Below are 16,497 nucleotides of genomic sequence, written 5' to 3'. Positions count from 1 at the left end.
CCGGGCGGCATGAGGTGCGGTCGCGACGGGGTCGGGCCCTACGCGGCCCGGACGGTGGCGAGGAAGCGGTGGACCTCGGCGCCGAGATGCTCGGACTGGCGCGACAGCTCGGAGGAGGCCGTGAGCACGTGGCCGGCCGAGGCGCCGGATTGCTCGGCGGCACTCGCCACCGCGGCGACGCTTTGGGTGACCTCGCCGGTACCGGCGGCGGCCTGCGTGATGTTGCGGACGATCTCCTGGGTCGCCGCGCCCTGCTGCTCGACCGCCGCGGCGATCGAGGTCGCCACACCGGAGATCTCCTCGATCCGGGCGGTGATCTTGCCGATCGCGCCGGCCGCCTGACCCGTGGAGGCCTGGATCGCCGCGATCTGGCTCGTGATCTCCTCGGTGGCGCGGGCCGTCTGGCCGGCCAGTTCCTTGACCTCGGCGGCGACCACCGCGAAGCCGCGCCCGGCGGCGCCGGCGCGGGCGGCCTCGATGGTGGCGTTGAGCGCCAGGAGGTTGGTCTGGCTGGCGATCGACGAGATCAGCCCGACCACGTCGCCGATGCGGGCAGTGGCCTCGGTCAGCGCCCGGACCTGATGGGCGGTCTCGCCGGCCTCGGCCACGGCGGCCTTGGCGAGCCGGGCCGAGCCGTCGACCTGGCGGCCGATCTCCTGGACCGAGGCGCCGAGTTCCTCGGCGGCCTCCGCCACGGTGCCGACATTGGCGGCGGCCTGGGCAGCGGCGGCGGCGACGCCCGTCGACTCGGTCGCGGTCTGGGTCGCCGTGGTGGTCATGCTCCGGGCGGTCGCCTGCAGCTCGGTGGCGGCGGACGAGACCTGGCCGACGATGCCGCCGACGGCGTGCTCGAAGGCATCGGCCATCTGGCGCATGCCGGCCTTGCGCTGCTCCTCGGCCGAGGCGCGGGCCAGCGCCGTCTCCTCCTCGAGGGCGCGAGCGCGCACCATGCTCTCCTTGAACACCTGGACGGCGCCGGCCATCGCGCCGATCTCGTCGCGCCGCTCGCGGGCGGGCACCGCCTCGTCGAGGCGGCCGGCGGCGAGCGCCCCCATGCTGCCGGCCAGCCCGATCAGCGGCTTGGCGATGCTCCGTCCGATCAGCGTCGCGGCGGCGGCGACGAGGATCGCCACAAGGGCGGCGCCGGCGAAGAGGTTCCACAGGGTGGCATGGATCTGGGTCGCGGTGTCGTCGGCGTAGATGCCGGTGCCGACGACCCAGCCCCAGGGCTTGAAGCTGCGGGCGTAGGACACCTTCTCGACCGGCACATCGGTGCCGGGCTTGGGCCAGAAATAGCTCTCGAAGGCGGTGCCGTCCGCCTCGACCTTGCGCATCATCTCGGCGAAGAACTTGCGGCCCGACGGTTCGGCGAGGCCGCTGACGTCCCGCCCGACCAGCCTGGAATCGGCATGCGCGATCAGCCGCGACTGCATGTCGTTGATCCAGAAGAACTCGTCCTTGCCGTAGCGGAGATTCGAGACGGCGGCGGCGGCGGTCTTCTGAGCGGCCTCGCGGGTCATCCGCCCGGCGCGCTCCTCGGCCTCGAAATGGGCGAGGACGCCGTGGACGGCATCCACCAGGTCCTTGGTCTTGAGGGCCCGGGCGTTGGTGATCGCCCCGGCGAGATCGTAGGCGGCGAGGCCGAGGATGAGGACGAGCCCGACGAGCGCCACGCCCGTTAGGGCCTGGATCCGGGCGGCGATCTTGAGCGACATGGAAGGCCTTGTGTGCGGGGTACACGCCCCGCGGCCCGATCGTCGGGGTGCGGGACGGTGCGGCGAGCGAGGATCGGCTTCCGGCAGGCGCCCGGTGCCGCACGGCCGTCCGGGGTGAATCTGCCGCAACTCGATTGGGTCCTATCGGATCATCGAGCCCAAGAGTTACAAGGACGATAACGCCGGGTCAGTTTCCGGATCGTTCAGTCGTCCTGCGGCCGGGGCGCGCAACCCGCGGCGGTGCCGGGCCGGCGAACGCGGCGCCCGTCGCCGCCTCGATTCCGATGGGTGAAAAGTCCTATTTTGTCGTCTCTCGGCCGCGCCGACGGGCCCGCCGTAAGCATTTGTTCGGGAGTGGAACTGTATTTGGGGAGGGAGGCTGGGGCAGTGCGGCGACCGGGAGGGACAGGATGCCCGACGTGAGGACCTTCGTCCTCGTCACCGACAGGCCGGACCGCAGCGCCGCGATCGTGACCGCCCTTCGGGAGATCGGGATCTGCGACGTCGTCGGCCCCGAGGAGACGTGGCGGGACCGGCAGGAGCTCGCCGGCGTGGTCTCCGACCTGACGCTGTCGCGGCCGGAGGCCGACCACTGCCTGCGCAGTCTCAAGCGTCATCTCGCCGGTCGGAACCTGCCGGTGATCTGCCTCCTGCGCAGGGCCTCCCAAGATGCCTTGCGCCACGCCAAGAGCCTCGGGGCGACGGTCTGCATGCCGGCCTACGTGCCGCCCGAGACCGTCGCGGCGGCGCTCGCCAACCAGGTCGGGATCATCGCTGGGGGCGCCGAGAGAGCCGTGGTCCAGGGCGTGGCCAGGGCCGGCGAGGCGCTGAACGGCCTCCTGGCCGAGGCCCGGGCCGGCCAGCCGGTCCGGATGGGCGCCGTCGAGGCCGGCCTCGGCCCGATCCTCACCGCGGTGCAGGAGGGCGGCCTCGCCCGCTGGCTCGACACCGTCTGGACCCACGACGACGCCACCTACCAGCACTGCCTGCTGGTGGCGGGGCTCTCGGCGCAATTCGCCCTGCATCTCGGTTTCCGCCACGACGATCAGTTCCGCTTCGTGCGCGCCGCGCTCATCCACGACGTCGGCAAGGCCCGCATCCCGCTCGAGATCCTCAACAAGCCGGGTCGCCTCGATGCCGGCGAGATGGCGGTGATGCGCACCCATGCCGCCATCGGCCACGCGGTGTTGCTGGCCGGCGGCGAGACCGACGCGATGACCCTCTCGGTGGTCCGCCACCACCACGAGATGCTCGACGGCTCCGGCTATCCCGACGGGCTCTCCGGCGACGCGATCGGCGACATGGTGCGGCTGCTCACCATCTGCGACATCTATGCCGCCCTCACCGAGCGCCGGCCCTACAAGAAGCCGATGCCGATGGCCGACGCGATGGCGATCCTGGCCGGCATGGACGGCAAGCTGGAGGCCCGCCTGGTGCAGTCCTTCGGCGAGGCGATGGCGGCGACGGGATAGGGAAGGGGCAGGACAGGTTCCCCACCCTGGAGCGTTGCCGGACGGCGATGCGTGGTCGAACCCCGGATCCGCCTCCGCTGATGCGACACTCGTCCGGGAAAGGGGGCTACGATGGAGCGTCCGCCCGCCGGCACGTCGATCCGCCCGTGTCCTGCATCGTGCCGCATCGCACAACCGGGCCGGGCTCCGGAGCATCGCCCGATCCTGGTGTCGTCGGACGACGCCCTGCCTTTCCGACTTCGCCGCGTCGTCTGCGACGAACCGGGATCGACGTCGTCGGAAAACGGCTTCACGTGCCCGGTCACGGTATCACGCCGCCTTGAGGGCGGCCGCGAGGCGACGGATGCCGGTCCGGATCGTGTCGGGCGCGCTGCTGGCGAATCCGAGGACCAGCCCGGCCCGGTCCGGCCGTGTGTCCGCCCCGTGGTAGAGCGGCCCGACCGGGTAGATGCCGATGCCCGCCGCCCGGGCCGCCGAGGCCATCGCAGCCTCGCGCTCCGCCGGCACCCCCTCGAACCAGGCGACGAGGTGCAGCCCCGCCGCGGCGCCCTCCACCCGTACCCGGGCCCCGAAGCTCTCCGCGAGCGCCGCCAGCAGGGCGGCGCGCCGCTCGCCGTTGCGGCGCCGGGCCTGGCGCAGGTGGCGCTCGTAGCCGCCCTCCGTCAGGAGCCGGGCCAAGGCCGCCTGCTCGAGCCCCGGCGCCTGCCGGTCGGCGAGGCGCTTGGCCTCCGCGAAGGCCTCGCCCAAGGCCTGCGGCACCACGAGGTAGCCGAGGCGCAGCTGCGGCGAGAGAGTCTTGGAGACCGTGCCGACATAGATGACGCGGCCTGCCCGGTCGAGGCTGAGGAGCGCCTCCACGGGCTTCATGTCGAAGCGGTACTCGCCGTCGTAATCGTCCTCCACGATCGTCGCGCCGCATGCCTCGGCCCAGGCAAGCAGGGCCTGCCGGCGGGCGACGGGCAGCACGCCGCCGAGGGGGAACTGGTGCGAGGGCGTGACGTAGGCGAGCCGCGCGTGCCCGGCCGACGCGAGGTCCCCGGTCCGCAGCCCCTCGGCGTCGACCCGGACCGGCACGATCGCCGCACCGGCCGCGGCGAAGGCCCGCCGCGCGGCGCCGTAGCCCGGCTCCTCCATCACCACCCGGTCGCCGGGATCGACGAGGAGCCGGGCGCAGAGGTCGATGCCCTGCTGCGAACCGTTGACGACGATGATCTGGTCGAGGCCGCAGCGCAGGCCCCGGGCGCGCCAGAGATAGGCCTGCAACGCCGTCCGCAGCTCCGGCAGCCCGCGCGGATCGCCGTAGCCGAGCCGCGCCGGCCGGCGCATGAGGACGGCGTTGAGGGCCCGCCGCCAGGCCAGCGCCGGGAAATCGTCGCCCGACAGGTCGCCGGTGCGGAAGTCGATCGCCGGCTTGGCCGGTTCCCGGCTCGCGGGCATCGCGAGGATCCGCTGCCCGAAGGCGGACAGGCGCTGCGGCGGGACGGGGGACGCGGCCGGCGCCGGCTCGGGCCGGAGGCCGGCGGCGACCCGCGTGCGGCTGCCCGGCCGGGTCTCGAGATAGCCCTCGGCGATCAGCTGGTCGTAGGCCGCCGTGACGGTGGTGCGCGACACGCCGAGCTCGGCGGCGAGCGCCCGCGTCGAGGGCAGGGCGGATCCCGGCGGATAGGTGCCGTCGGCGATCTGCGCCTTCAGGTCGGCGCCGATCCGGGCGCTGACCGACAGGAGGCGGGGCGAGGGAGCGTCCAGACTGGTCCACCTTTTTCATCGTAAACTGGACGTTCAGCATGGGCCGGTTTCGGGCGAAGGACCAGGGCGCATCGCCGTGATGCGCCGCGAGGACGGCCCGAAGGCGACCCCCACGGTCATCCCGCCCGCCTTCCGAGAGACCGATGGGGCCGCGATTCACGCGACGATGCGCGCCGCGCCGCTGGCGAGCCTCGTCACGGCGTCGGCCGCCGGGCTTGCCGCGGGCGATGCCGCGGAGCGCCGCGTCGCCGGGCTGATCCCGTCGGTGGATTGATCCCCTCGGCGGTATGATCGCCCCGGACGGCGCCTCGCGCGCGGATTCGCGCCCGGTACGAACCTTGCTCCAGGATCCTCGGCGCGCGAGGATCGCCCGTTGCGCGAGCCGGGACGGGGCATGGCCGAACTGCGAAGCCTGGAGATCTTCTACTGGACCGCCTCGCTGTGCAGCTTCCGCAAGGCGGCGGAGCGGATGAACACCTCGCAGCCGGCCGTGTCGCAGCGCATCGCCGCCCTGGAGCAGGAATTCGGCGTGCCCCTGTTCGAGCGGCGCGCCCGCTCGGTCGTGCTGACCGCCAAGGGGCGCGACCTGCTGACCTTCGCCGAGCGCTTCCTGCGCCTGCGCACCGAGATGATGCAGGCGGTGGCCGGGCCCAGCGCGGTGCGGGGCGTGCTGCGGCTCGGCGTCTCCGAGACCATCGTGCATACCTGGCTGATGCGCTTTATCGCGCGCATGAACGAGGCGTATCCGGGGGTCACCGTCGACATCGCGGTCGACATCTCGCCCAACATGCGCGACGCGCTCCTGAACCGCGACCTCGACCTCGCCTTCCTGGTCGGGCCGATCACTATGCCGAGCCTGGTCAATTTGCCGCTCTGCAGCGTGTCGCTGGCCTGGATCGCCGCCCCGCAACTCGATCTCGGCCCCGGCGAGGTGAGCCTGGCGCGCCTCCTGCGCCATCCCCTGATCACCTACCCGAAGAACACCAACCCCTACGTGTCGTTGCGCGAGATGCTGGCGCAATCGAACCTGCCGCCGCCGCGCCTGCACAGCAACGCCTCGCTCTCCACCATCGTCCGCATGGCGCGGGAGGGCATCGGCATCGGGGTGATCCCGCCGGAGGTGGTGCGCCAGGACCTCGAGGCGGGCTCGCTGCGGGTCATCGCGCCGGCACCGGCGCTTCCCGACATCAGCTTCACCGCCACCTATGCCAGCGCGCCCGATAGCGGGCTGGCCGCCACGGCGGCGCGGCTCGCCGCCGAGGTCGCGGCCTCGCCCGAGTGGCGCCAGTGAGCGAGCCGGCCGGCGCCCCCGGGCGTAGGGCGGGCTTCGATAAGCAGAGCTTATCGAAGCCGATGCGAAATGACGATTGGCGCTTACCTGCCTACGATGTGATCATGGCGTATCCTTGAGCAGAGGCGCGGTGATGACCCTTCCCTTCGATCGGGCGCGGATGAGCGGCGAGGCGGCCCGGCTCGCCTGCCGCAGCGGCGCCATCACAGGCTGCACCGCTGGCATCGCCGACGGCTACGTCCAGGGCAACCTCGCGGTGCTGCCGGCCGACCTCGCCGCCGAATTCCTGCTGTTTGCCCAGCGCAACCCGAAATCCTGCCCGATCATCGGCGTCTCGGCCAAGGGCGAGCGCAGCATCCCCGAGCTCGGCCTCGATCTCGACATCGCCACCGACATTCCCGGCTACCGGGTCTGGCGCGACGGTGAGGTGGTGGCGGAGTGCCAGTCCGCCGCGGAGTTCTGGCGCGACGACCTCGTGGCCTTCGTGATCGGCTGCTCCTATTCCTTCGAGGCGGCTCTGGCCGAGGATGGGCTCCCCTTGCGCCACGTCGAGATGGGGGTGCGGGTGCCGATGTACCGCACCAGCATTCCCTGCGCGCCGGCCGGCCGCTTCTCGGGGCCGATGGTGGCGTCGATGCGTCCGCTCACCCCGGCCCAGGCCATCCGGGCGGTGCAGATCACCTCGCGCTTCCCGTCCGTGCACGGCGCGCCGGTCCATCTCGGCCGACCGGACCTGATCGGCATTGCCGACATCGGCGCCCCCGATTACGGCGACCCGGTCACGATCGGCGACGACGAGATCCCGGTCTTCTGGGCCTGCGGGGTGACCCCGCAATCGGTGATCGCCGCGGTGCGTCCGAGCTTCGCCATCACCCACGCGCCGGGCTGCATGCTGATCACCGATCGTCGCAACACCGAATACGCGGTGCTCTGAAAGATGTCCCCGATCCTTTCGTCTTAAGCTCTTGTTCAAGCGTCATTTCCACCGTCGGGTCGGCACCGGCCTCGACACAGGCTTTTCAAAGCCTGCGGAATGAGGCTTAGAAGAAGTCCCCATCGCCCGGAGGCCAGCGCATGATCCGTCGTCGAGAACTCTTGGTGGGGGCCGGCGCCCTCTCGCTCACCGGCTTGCGGGGTGCACCCGCCCGCGCGGCGGCGCCGGAGGTGGTGATCGGCGTGCTCTACGCCATGTCGGGACCGAGCGCGCAGGTGGGCGTCGATGCCCGCCACGCCATCGAGACGGCGCTCGACCTCATCAACAACGACCATGACCTCGACCTGCCGGGCGCAAAGGGCGCCGGGCTCGCCGGGATGGGCGGCGCCAAGATCCGCCTCGTCTTCGCCGACCACCAGGCCGACCCGCAGAAAGGCCGGGCCGAGGCCGAGCGCCTGATCACCCAGGACAAGGTCGCGGCGCTCGTCGGCTGCTACCAGTCGGCGGTCTCGGCGACCGTCAGCGCCACCGCCGAGCGCTACGGCGTGCCGTTCGTCTGCGCCGATTCCTCGTCGCCGAGCCTGCACCGCAAGGGCCTGAAGTACTTCTTCCGCCCGGCCGCCCACGACGAGATGTTCTCGACCGCGATGTTCGACTTCCTGGATTCCCAGCGCAAGCAGGGCCAGAAGATCGACACGGTCGCCCTGTTCTTCGAGGACACGATCTACGGCGTCGATTCGTCCACGGTGCAGCGCAAGCTGGCGGCCGAGCGCGGCTACAAGCTCGTCGCCGACGTGAAGTACAAGAGCAACTCGCCCTCGCTGACCGCCGAGGTGCAGCAGCTCAAGACCGCCAACGCCGACGTGCTGCTGCCGACGAGCTACACCACCGACGCGATCCTGCTGACGAAGACGATGGCCGAGCTCGGCTACAAGCCGAAGAGCATCATCGCGCAGGCCGCCGGCTTCTCCGAGAAGGTCACCTACGACGCGGTCGGCGACAAGCTCCAGGGCCTGATCTCCCGCGGCAGCTTCTCCCTCGACCTCGCCGCCAAGCGCCCGATGGTCGCGACCGTCAACGCCATGTACAAGGCCCGCGCCGGGCGCGACCTCAACGACAATTCCTCGCGCCAGTTCATGGCCTTGATCGTGCTTGCCGACGCCCTCGACCGCGCCGGCTCGACCGACGGCCAGAAGATCCGCGCCGCGCTCGCCGCCACCGACATCCCGGGCACCCGCACGGTGATGCCCTGGACCAAGGTGGCGTTCGGTCCCGACGGCCAGAACACCTTCGCCGACCCGGTGCTGCTGCAATGGATCGGCGACAAGTTCGTCACGATCTTCCCGGACGCCGCCGCGGTGGCCCCGGCGAAGTGGCCGATGAACGCGTGACGCACCTTCCCCTCCCCCTTGCGGGGAGGGGCGAGGGGTGGGGGTGGTGCCGAACGAACCTCGCGCTCGACGCGGCACCACCCCACCCCGACCCCTCCCCGCAAGGGGGAGGGGAGGCGCCTTCCCCGGCGGCCGCATTCCCGGAAGCCCCCACCGGAGCCCTTGACCCCATGACGACGCAAGCCCTGGTGCAGGTGCTGGCGAGCGGCCTCCTGATGGGCTTGATCTACGCCCTGATCGCGGTCGGCCTCTCGCTGATCTTCGGCCTGATGGACGTGGTGAACTTCGCCCATGGCGAGTTCCTGATGCTGGCCATGTACGCGACCTTCGGTCTGGTGCTGGTGACCCATCTCGACCCGGTGGTGCTGATGCCGCTGGTCGCGGCCCTGCTTTTCATGCTGGGGGCCGCTGCCTATCTGGGCGTGGTGCGGTTCGCCATGCGGGCCAAGGCCAACCAGGGCATGGTGCAGATCTTCGCGACCTTCGGGCTCGCCATCCTGCTCCAGGGCGCCGCGCAGTACCTGTTCACCCCCGACTACCGCAACGTCCAGAACACCTGGCTCGGCGGGCGCACCCTCGACCTCGGCGGCATCTTCCTGCCCTGGCCGCAGATCTTCGGCGCCGTCGTCTCGCTCGCCGCGTTCGGCGGCCTGCACCTGCTGATGAGCCGCACCGATTTCGGCCGCGCGCTGGAGGCGACGCGCGAGGACCAGGGCGCGGTGGCGCTCGTCGGCATCGACCGCAACCGGGTCTTCGCCCTCGGCTGGGGCCTCGGGGCCGCCCTCGTCGGCCTCGCCGGGGCGGTGCTGGCGATCTTCTACTACATCCACCCCCAGGTCGGGGCGAGCTTCGCGCTCATCGCCTACGTCACGGTGGCGCTCGGGGGCTTCGGCAGCGTGGCCGGCGCGCTCGTCGCCGGAATCATCGTCGGCCTCGTCGAGGCGTTCACGGCGGTGATCCTGCCGCCGGCGCTCAAGTCCGTCGGCGTCTACGCCCTCTACCTCGCGGTGGTGTTCGTGCGGCCGCAAGGCCTGTTCGGGAGGCTCTGATGACCACGCTGACCACCGCCCTCGCGCCGGGCGCCGGCCTCGTCCGGGCCGAGGCGAGCTACGCGGCCAAGCGCCGGCGCAAGCTGATCGTCGCCGCACTGGTCTTCGCCGCGCTCGCCGCGCTTCCCTACGGCATCCGCGACGTCTACCTCCAGAACGTCCTGATCCTGACCCTGATGTACGCCGCGCTCTCGCAGAGCTGGAACATCTTGGGCGGCTATTGCGGCCAGGTTTCCCTCGGCCACGCGCTGTATTTCGGCTTCGGCGCCTACGCGACCACGGTGCTGTTCGTGAATTACGGCGTGCTGCCGTGGTTCGGCATGCTGGCGGGCGGCGTCCTCTCGGCGGCGGTGGCGCTCCTCCTCGGCTATCCGTGCTTTCGCCTCGCCGGCCACTACTTCTCGATCGCCACCATCGTGATCGCGGAGATCGGCCTGCTGCTCGTCCACAACTGGGATTTCGTCGGCGGCGCGATGGGCATCCAGTGGCCGTTCAACCCGGATTCCTGGTGGACGCTCCAGTTCGCCCGCGACAAGATTCCGTACGTCCATTTCGCGATCGGCTTCCTGGCGGCGGTCTGGTTCGTGACCTGGCTGATCGAGGGCTCACGCTGGGGCTATTGGTGGCGCGCCGTGAAGGACGACGCCCAGGCCGCCGAGAGCCTCGGCGTCGAGGTCTTCCGCTCCAAGATGGCCGCCGCGGCCGTCTCGGCCTTCTTCACCGCGATCGGCGGCGGCTTCTACGCCGCCTACGTGTCCTACATCGATCCCGAGAGCGTGATGAGCTTCCGCTTCTCGCTGCTCTTCGCCCTGCCGGCGGTGCTCGGCGGCATCGGCACCCTGTGGGGGCCGCTGGTGGGGGCCGCGATCCTGATCCCGCTCACCGAGATCAGCCGCTCGTATCTCGGCGGCAGCGGCAACGGCCTCGACCTGATGCTCTACGGCATCCTCGTGATGGTGGTGGCTTTGGCCCGGCCCGAGGGCGTGCTCAGCCTGTTCCGCCGCACCCGCAAGGCCCGCAACGAGGAGGCGACGCCGTGAGCACCGTGCCCGTGAGTTCCCCTCCCGTGAGCGCTCCCCTGCTGCACATCGACCACGTCACGCTCCGCTTCGGCGGCCTCGTCGCCAATGCCGATGTCAGCCTCGACGTGCCGGAGGGCCAGATCCTTGGGCTGCTCGGGCCGAACGGCGCCGGCAAGTCGACCCTGTTCAACCTGATCTCCGGCACCTACCGGCCGAGCGAGGGGCGGATCTTTTTCCGGGGCGAGGACATCACCGACCTGCCGGCACCGGAGCGCTGCCGGCGCGGCATCGCCCGCACCTTCCAGGTGCCGCGCTCGTTCGATTCGATGAACGTGGTCGAGAACGTCATCGTCGGCGGTTTCGCCCGCCACGCCAGCGCCGCCGCGGCCCGCCGCGTCGCCCTCGAGACCCTGGACTTCGCCGGGCTCGCCCACCGGGCCGAGGCGGTGGCCGGGGAACTGACGCCGCCCGAGAAGCGCCGTCTCGAAGTCGCCCGTGCGCTCGCCACCGAGCCGAAGCTTCTCCTCCTCGACGAGGTGCTGACGGGCTTGACCCCGAGCGAGGCCAAGGCCGGCGTCGAGCTGATCCGCAAGGTCGCGGCGAGCGGCGTCACCGTCATCATGGTCGAGCACGTGATGGAGGTGGTGATGCCGCTGGTCGACCGCGCCGTGGTGCTGCATCTCGGCCGCGTGCTGGCCGAGGGCCACCCGACCGAGGTGGTGCGCCACGAGGGCGTGATCACCGCCTATCTGGGGGAGCGCCACCGTGCTGCTTGAGGTCCGCGCGCTCTCCACCGCCTATCAGGGCCTCTTGGCCATCCAGGGCATCTCGATCGAGGTCGAGACCGGCGAGATCGTCGTCGTGGCGGGCGCCAACGGCGCCGGCAAGTCGACGCTGCTGAAATCCATCGCCGGGATGGAGCGGCCCCGCTCCGGCGAGGTGGTGTTCGACGGCGCCCGCATCGACGGCCTGCCCGGCCACGCCATCACGGCGAAGGGCATCGCCTACGTGCCGGAGAACAAGCGGCTCTTCCCGCGCCTCTCCGTCTCCGACAACCTGCGGCTCGGCAGTTACCTCCACCGCAAGGCCGCCGACCGCGAGGCGCCGCTGGAGCGGGTCTTCTCCCTGTTCCCACGCCTGAAGGAGCGCCTGCCGCAGCGCGCCGGCACGCTGTCGGGCGGCGAGCAGCAGATGCTCGCGATCGGCCGCGCCCTGATGACCCGGCCGCGCCTCCTGATGCTCGACGAGCCCTCGCAGGGCATCATGCCCAAGCTCGTCGACGAGATCTTTTCCGCCGTCGAGGCGATCCGCGCCTCGGGCACGACGATCCTCCTGGTCGAGCAGCGCCTCGCGGAATCGCTCAGCATCGCCGACCGGGCCTACGTGCTCCAGACCGGTCGCCTGATGCTCGCCGGACCGGCGGCGACCCTGCGGGACGATCCGGAGGTGCGCCGGGTTTACCTGGGGATTTGATCCCGGCATTGAGGGGGACCAAGCGTCGATGCTTGCGGCCACGGCATCGATCGTCGCCCGGAGAGGGACGCGGTCCTCGCCTCTCCCTGCGGGCGGGGAGAGGCGCAAAGGCCCTCGGCGCGAGACTCCCGCCCGCTCACCCGATGCTCTACAGAGGTCGCCGCACGGAGACCCATCGATGACCAGCCGCACCACCGAGATCACGCTTGAGCGCATCGCCCTGATCCGGCGGCTGGTCGTGGCCTGGGATCCGGCGGGGCAGGGCGCCCCGGTGATCCATCCGGATGCCCCCTACGGCAGCCTCGACCGCGACGGCGACATCGCCAACGTCACCGGCGACGACGAGGGCGCGGCCGAGGAGCACCGGGCGGTGGGCGAGGCGCTGGTCGCCTTCCTGCGCCACGCCGAGCTCAAGCCCGGCCGCTACAGCTACCACAACCCGCTGACCAAGCTCGACCTGTCCCACGTCTCCGACGTCTTTCGCGAGGAGAGCACGGGGACGTCGCCCGAGCAGATCGTGTTCGAGGTTGGGCCGGAGCATGTCGCCCTGATCCGCCATCTCGCCATGGGCTGGGACGAGGCGCGGGGCGTGCCGGCGGTCGATGCGGCCGCGCCCTACGGCGCCGGCGGCCTGGAGGAGGCGATGACCCGGGCGCTCGGCGGCGCACGGGAAGACCTCGCCCACCTGCACCGGTCGATGCAGCCGGCGTTGCAGATCTTCCTGCGCAGCGCGGATATCGCCCCGGGGGATTTCAAGGTGTGAGACCGCCGCGTCGTCGAACGGATCCGTTCGACGGCGCAAGGATATGATTCACTTTGCCGGCGAAGGATGAGGGCGGAAGGAGCCCCCACCTTCCCGCTTCACCGTGGCATCCCGGGGCTCGCCAAAGGCGAGAACCCGGGGTCGGTTCGGCATCGTCCTGCACTGTCGGCGGTTCTGGATCCCGGCTCCGCTTTCGCGGCCCCGGGATGACCCTGAAAGGTGTCGTCGAGATCGGTGGTCGGTGTACCGCCTCACGCCACCTCGACCACGCGCCCCTCCGCCACCGTTCCGTGCCCGCCATGCTGCTTCAACGGCCGGTTGCCGCTGAGCCGTCGCAGCAGCACGTAGAAGACCGGGGTCAGGAACAACCCGAACGCCGTCACCCCGATCATGCCGGAGAACACCGCCACGCCCATCGCGCGGCGCATCTCCGAGCCGGCCCCCGTCGCCGTGACGAGGGGCAGCACGCCCATGATGAAGGCCATCGAGGTCATCAGGATCGGGCGCAAGCGCAGCCGGCTCGCCTCGATCGCCGCCTGGACCGGGGTGCGGCCGGCGAATTCCAGCTCGCGGGCGAATTCGACGATCAGGATCGCGTTCTTGGCCGACAGGCCGACGAGGACGATCAGGCCGATCTGGGTGAACACGTTGTTGTCGCCCGACGACAGCCAGACGCCGGTCATCGCCGCGAGCAAGCCCATCGGCACGATCAGCAGGATCGCCAGCGGCAGGGCGAGGCTCTCGTACTGCGCCGCCAGCACCAGGAAGACCAAGAGAAGCGCCAGCGGGAACACCCAGACCCCCGAATTGCCGGCGATGAATTCCTGGTAGGTGAGGTCGGTCCATTCGAAGGCGAAGCCCCGCGGCAGGGTCTCGGCGGCGATGCGGGAGGCCGCCTCCTGCGCCTGGCCGGACGAGAAGCCGGGGGCGGCGCCGGCATTGATGTCGGCGGTGAGGAAGCCGTTGTAGCGCATCGCCCGCTCGGGGCCGGCGGTCTGGCGCACGCGCAGCAAGGTCGAGAGCGGCACCATCTCGCCGGAGCCCGCCCGCACCTTGAGCAAGCCCACATCGTCCGAGCGGGCGCGGAACGGCGCATCGGCCTGGACCCGGACCGAGTAGGTGCGCCCGAACTTGTTGAAGTCGTTGACGTAGAGCGATCCGAGATAGATCTGCAACGTGTCGAACACGTCGGTGACCGGGATCTTGAGCTGGCGCGCCTTGGTGCGGTCGATGTCGGCGAAGAGCTGCGGCACGTTCATCTGGAAGCTCGAGAACAGGCCGGCGAGTTCCGGCGCCTGGGCGGCCTTGGCGAGGAAGGCCTTCGTCGCCTCGTTCAGGGCGTCGTAGCCGAGGCCGGCCCGGTCTTCGATCTGCAGCTTGAACCCGCCGATCGTGCCGAGGCCGTTGACCGGCGGCGGCGGGAACATGGCGATGAACGCCTCGGGAATCGCCGCATATTTCTTGTTCAGCGCCATCGCGATGGCGGCGCCGCTCAAGGCCGGCCCCTTTCGCTCCTCGAACGGCTTGAGGGTCGAGAACACGATCCCCGAATTCGACGAGTTGGTGAAGCCGTTGATCGACAGGCCCGGGAAGGCTACCGCGCTCTCGACGCCGGGCTCCTTCAGGGCGATCTCGCTCATCGTGCGGATCACCTCCTCGGTCCGGTCGAGGGTGGCGCCGTCGGGGAGCTGCGCGAAGCCGACGAGGTACTGCTTGTCCTGGCCCGGCACGAACCCGCCGGGGATCTGGCGGAACAGCAGCACCGTCACGCCGACGAGGACGAGGTAGATCACCATCATCGCCCCTTTACGCGAGATGACGCCGCCGACGCCGCGGCCGTAGCCGTCCGAGGCGCGCCCGAAGGCGCGGTTGAAGCGGCGGAAGAACCAGCCGAGCAGGGCGTCGAGAGCCTTGGTCAGCCGGTCCTTCGGCGCGTGGTGGTCCTGGAGCAGCAGGGCCGACAGGGCCGGCGACAGGGTCAGCGAGTTGATCGCCGAGATCACGGTCGAGATCGCGATGGTGAGCGCGAACTGCTTGTAGAACTGGCCGGTCAACCCGCTGATGAAGGCGAGCGGCACGAACACGGCCACGAGCACCAGGGCGATGGCGATGATCGGCCCCGAGACTTCGCGCATCGCCTGGTAGCTGGCATCGCGCGGTGACAGCCCGGCCTCGATGTTGCGCTCGACGTTCTCCACCACCACGATCGCGTCGTCGACGACGATGCCGATGGCGAGAACGAGGCCGAACAGGCTGAGCGCGTTGATCGAGAAGCCGAAGGCGTGCATCACCGCGAAGGTGCCGACGATCGAGACCGGCACGGCGAGCAGCGGGATGATCGAGGCCCGCCAGGTCTGCAGGAAAAGGATCACCACCAGCACCACGAGGGCGACCGCCTCGAGCAGGGTGTGGATCACCGCCTCGATCGAGGCGCGCACGAACTGGGTCGGGTCGTAGACGATCTGGTAATCGACCCCCTCGGGCATCGTCTGCTTGATCTCCGCCATGGTGCGGCGGACCGCGTCGGAGATCTGGATCGCGTTCGAGCCGGGCGATTGCGAGATCGGCAGCGCCACCGCCGACTTGTTGTCGAGGAGCGAGCGCAGCGCGTAGTCGGCGGCGCCGAGCTCGATCCGGGCGATGTCGCGCAGCCGGGTGATCTCGCCGTTCTCGCCGGTCTTGACCACGATGTCGCCGAACTGCTCCTCGCTGGTGAGCCGCCCTTCCGCGTTGAGCGACAGCTGGAGGTCGAGGCCGGGAACCGCCGGCGAGGCGCCGATGGTGCCGGCCGCCGCCTCGACGTTCTGGGCCTGGATCTCCCGCACCACGTCACCGGCCGACAGGCCGTGCTCGGCGACCCGCTGCGGGTCGAGCCAGATCCGCATCGCGTAGTCGCCGGAGCCGAACAGCTGCACCTGGCCGACGCCGTCGAGGCGGGCGAGCCGGTCCTTGATGTTGAGCACCGCGTAGTTGCGCAGGTACGTCATGTCGTACCGGCCGTTCGGCGAGACGAGGTGGACCACCATCGTCAGGTCGGGCGACGACTTCACCGTGACGATGCCGAGCTGTCGCACGATCGCCGGCAGGCGCGGCTCGGCCTGCGAGACCCGGTTCTGGACCAGCTGCTGCGCCTTGTCGGGGTCGGTGCCGAGCCGGAACGTCACGGTCAGCGTCATGATGCCGTCCGTCGTCGCCTGGCTCGACATGTAGAGCATGCCCTCGACGCCGTTGATCTGCTCCTCGATCGGCGTCGCCACGGTCTCGGCGATGACCTTCGGGTTGGCCCCCGGGAAGGTCGCCCGCACTACCACCGAGGGCGGGACCACGTCCGGGTATTCGGAGATCGGCATCGCGAACAGCGACAGCAGCCCGCCGATGAAGATGAGCACCGAGAGCACGCCCGCGAAGATCGGGCGGTCGATGAAGAACTTGGAGAGGTTCATGCCGCCCTCCGGGGGCGAGAGGGATCCTGGAGGCGGCTGCCGCCTCATATCTCAGGACAAGACGAAATCGCGGGATCCCCTCTCCCGCGTGGGCGAGGGGTAGGGGTGAGGGTGGAGACGGTGCCGGATCGCGCACTGATCGGGGTGCCGAAGACGGAACATTCCGAACTCTCTTCGGACGCGCAGCACCCTCACCCC

13 protein-coding genes are annotated in these 16,497 nt (G+C 70.5%); 10 read left to right on the top strand and 3 right to left on the bottom strand.

Going from position 1 to position 16,497, the window contains the following annotated elements; translation table 11 throughout:
• Nucleotides 1-38: 38 nt before the first annotated feature.
• Nucleotides 39-1,715, bottom strand: a complete 1,677-nt coding sequence (locus tag FF100_RS32250) for a methyl-accepting chemotaxis protein (protein WP_139040124.1) — start codon at nt 1,713-1,715, stop codon at nt 39-41.
• 410 nt (nt 1,716-2,125) lie between these two features.
• Between FF100_RS32250 and FF100_RS32245 the strand changes: the two genes are divergently transcribed.
• Complete coding sequence (locus FF100_RS32245) at nt 2,126-3,187, top strand: HD-GYP domain-containing protein (protein WP_139040123.1); 1,062 nt, start codon at nt 2,126-2,128, stop codon at nt 3,185-3,187.
• 309 nt (nt 3,188-3,496) lie between these two features.
• Here the strand turns inward: FF100_RS32245 and pdxR are convergent, their stop codons facing one another.
• Nucleotides 3,497-4,867 (bottom strand): MocR-like pyridoxine biosynthesis transcription factor PdxR, encoded by a 1,371-nt coding sequence (gene pdxR, locus FF100_RS32240; protein ID WP_246102632.1) that lies wholly within the window; start codon nt 4,865-4,867, stop codon nt 3,497-3,499.
• Here pdxR and FF100_RS37640 point away from each other — a divergent pair.
• The 9 genes from FF100_RS37640 to FF100_RS32190 all read left to right on the top strand — a co-directional run bounded on the left by FF100_RS37640 (nt 4,854) and on the right by FF100_RS32190 (nt 12,856).
• A complete protein-coding gene (locus FF100_RS37640) occupies nt 4,854-5,207 on the top strand; it encodes a hypothetical protein (RefSeq protein WP_205825113.1) in 354 nt (117 codons plus the stop codon). The two genes, pdxR and FF100_RS37640, sit on opposite strands and share 14 nt — an antisense overlap.
• A gap of 120 nt (nt 5,208-5,327) precedes the next feature.
• The gene (locus tag FF100_RS32230; RefSeq protein WP_139040120.1) at nt 5,328-6,224 is read left to right on the top strand and encodes a LysR family transcriptional regulator; all 897 of its coding nucleotides are present in this window, start codon (nt 5,328-5,330) and stop codon (nt 6,222-6,224) included.
• A gap of 133 nt (nt 6,225-6,357) precedes the next feature.
• A complete protein-coding gene (locus FF100_RS32225; protein ID WP_139040119.1) occupies nt 6,358-7,158 on the top strand; it encodes a putative hydro-lyase in 801 nt (266 codons plus the stop codon).
• 140 nt (nt 7,159-7,298) lie between these two features.
• A complete protein-coding gene (locus FF100_RS32220) occupies nt 7,299-8,549 on the top strand; it encodes an ABC transporter substrate-binding protein (RefSeq protein ID WP_139040118.1) in 1,251 nt (416 codons plus the stop codon).
• A 170-nt stretch (nt 8,550-8,719) separates the two neighbouring features.
• Nucleotides 8,720-9,598 carry a branched-chain amino acid ABC transporter permease gene (locus FF100_RS32210; RefSeq protein ID WP_139040116.1) on the top strand — a complete coding sequence of 293 codons (879 nt, stop codon included), beginning with the start codon at nt 8,720-8,722 and terminating at the stop codon, nt 9,596-9,598.
• Nucleotides 9,598-10,638 (top strand): branched-chain amino acid ABC transporter permease, encoded by a 1,041-nt coding sequence (locus tag FF100_RS32205; protein WP_139040115.1) that lies wholly within the window; start codon nt 9,598-9,600, stop codon nt 10,636-10,638. Before FF100_RS32210 ends, FF100_RS32205 begins: the two co-directional genes overlap by 1 nt.
• A complete protein-coding gene (locus FF100_RS32200; RefSeq protein ID WP_425463376.1) occupies nt 10,635-11,396 on the top strand; it encodes an ABC transporter ATP-binding protein in 762 nt (253 codons plus the stop codon). The genes FF100_RS32205 and FF100_RS32200 overlap by 4 nt, the downstream gene beginning before the upstream one ends.
• Nucleotides 11,389-12,093: an ABC transporter ATP-binding protein gene (locus tag FF100_RS32195; protein ID WP_171070419.1), complete on the top strand. Its 705-nt coding sequence runs from the start codon at nt 11,389-11,391 to the stop codon at nt 12,091-12,093. The genes FF100_RS32200 and FF100_RS32195 overlap by 8 nt, the downstream gene beginning before the upstream one ends.
• Before the next feature lie 178 nt (nt 12,094-12,271).
• Nucleotides 12,272-12,856, top strand: coding sequence for a hypothetical protein (locus FF100_RS32190; RefSeq protein ID WP_139040113.1), 585 nt, complete (start codon nt 12,272-12,274; stop codon nt 12,854-12,856).
• A 251-nt stretch (nt 12,857-13,107) separates the two neighbouring features.
• Here FF100_RS32190 and FF100_RS32185 read toward each other — a convergent pair whose 3' ends face one another.
• Nucleotides 13,108-16,299 (bottom strand): efflux RND transporter permease subunit, encoded by a 3,192-nt coding sequence (locus FF100_RS32185; RefSeq protein ID WP_139040112.1) that lies wholly within the window; start codon nt 16,297-16,299, stop codon nt 13,108-13,110.
• Between the last annotated feature and the right edge of the window lie 198 nt (nt 16,300-16,497).

The sequence above is a fragment of the Methylobacterium terricola genome (genome assembly GCF_006151805.1).
GTDB lineage: Bacteria > Pseudomonadota > Alphaproteobacteria > Rhizobiales > Beijerinckiaceae > Methylobacterium > Methylobacterium terricola.
This window is presented reverse-complemented; position numbering and strand designations above follow the sequence as displayed.

Excerpts from the sequence above, each read along its gene's own strand:
- FF100_RS32230 (WP_139040120.1), top strand. The coding sequence starts at position 5,328 with ATGGCCGAACTGCGAAGCCTGGAGATCTTCTACTGGACCGCCTCGCTG.
- FF100_RS32220 (WP_139040118.1), top strand. The coding sequence starts at position 7,299 with ATGATCCGTCGTCGAGAACTCTTGGTGGGGGCCGGCGCCCTCTCGCTC.
- FF100_RS32225 (WP_139040119.1), top strand. The coding sequence starts at position 6,358 with ATGACCCTTCCCTTCGATCGGGCGCGGATGAGCGGCGAGGCGGCCCGG.
- FF100_RS32250 (WP_139040124.1), bottom strand. The coding sequence starts at position 1,715 with ATGTCGCTCAAGATCGCCGCCCGGATCCAGGCCCTAACGGGCGTGGCG.
- FF100_RS32190 (WP_139040113.1), top strand. The coding sequence starts at position 12,272 with ATGACCAGCCGCACCACCGAGATCACGCTTGAGCGCATCGCCCTGATC.
- FF100_RS32210 (WP_139040116.1), top strand. The coding sequence starts at position 8,720 with ATGACGACGCAAGCCCTGGTGCAGGTGCTGGCGAGCGGCCTCCTGATG.
- FF100_RS32245 (WP_139040123.1), top strand. The coding sequence starts at position 2,126 with ATGCCCGACGTGAGGACCTTCGTCCTCGTCACCGACAGGCCGGACCGC.
- FF100_RS32205 (WP_139040115.1), top strand. The coding sequence starts at position 9,598 with ATGACCACGCTGACCACCGCCCTCGCGCCGGGCGCCGGCCTCGTCCGG.
- FF100_RS32185 (WP_139040112.1), bottom strand. The coding sequence starts at position 16,299 with ATGAACCTCTCCAAGTTCTTCATCGACCGCCCGATCTTCGCGGGCGTG.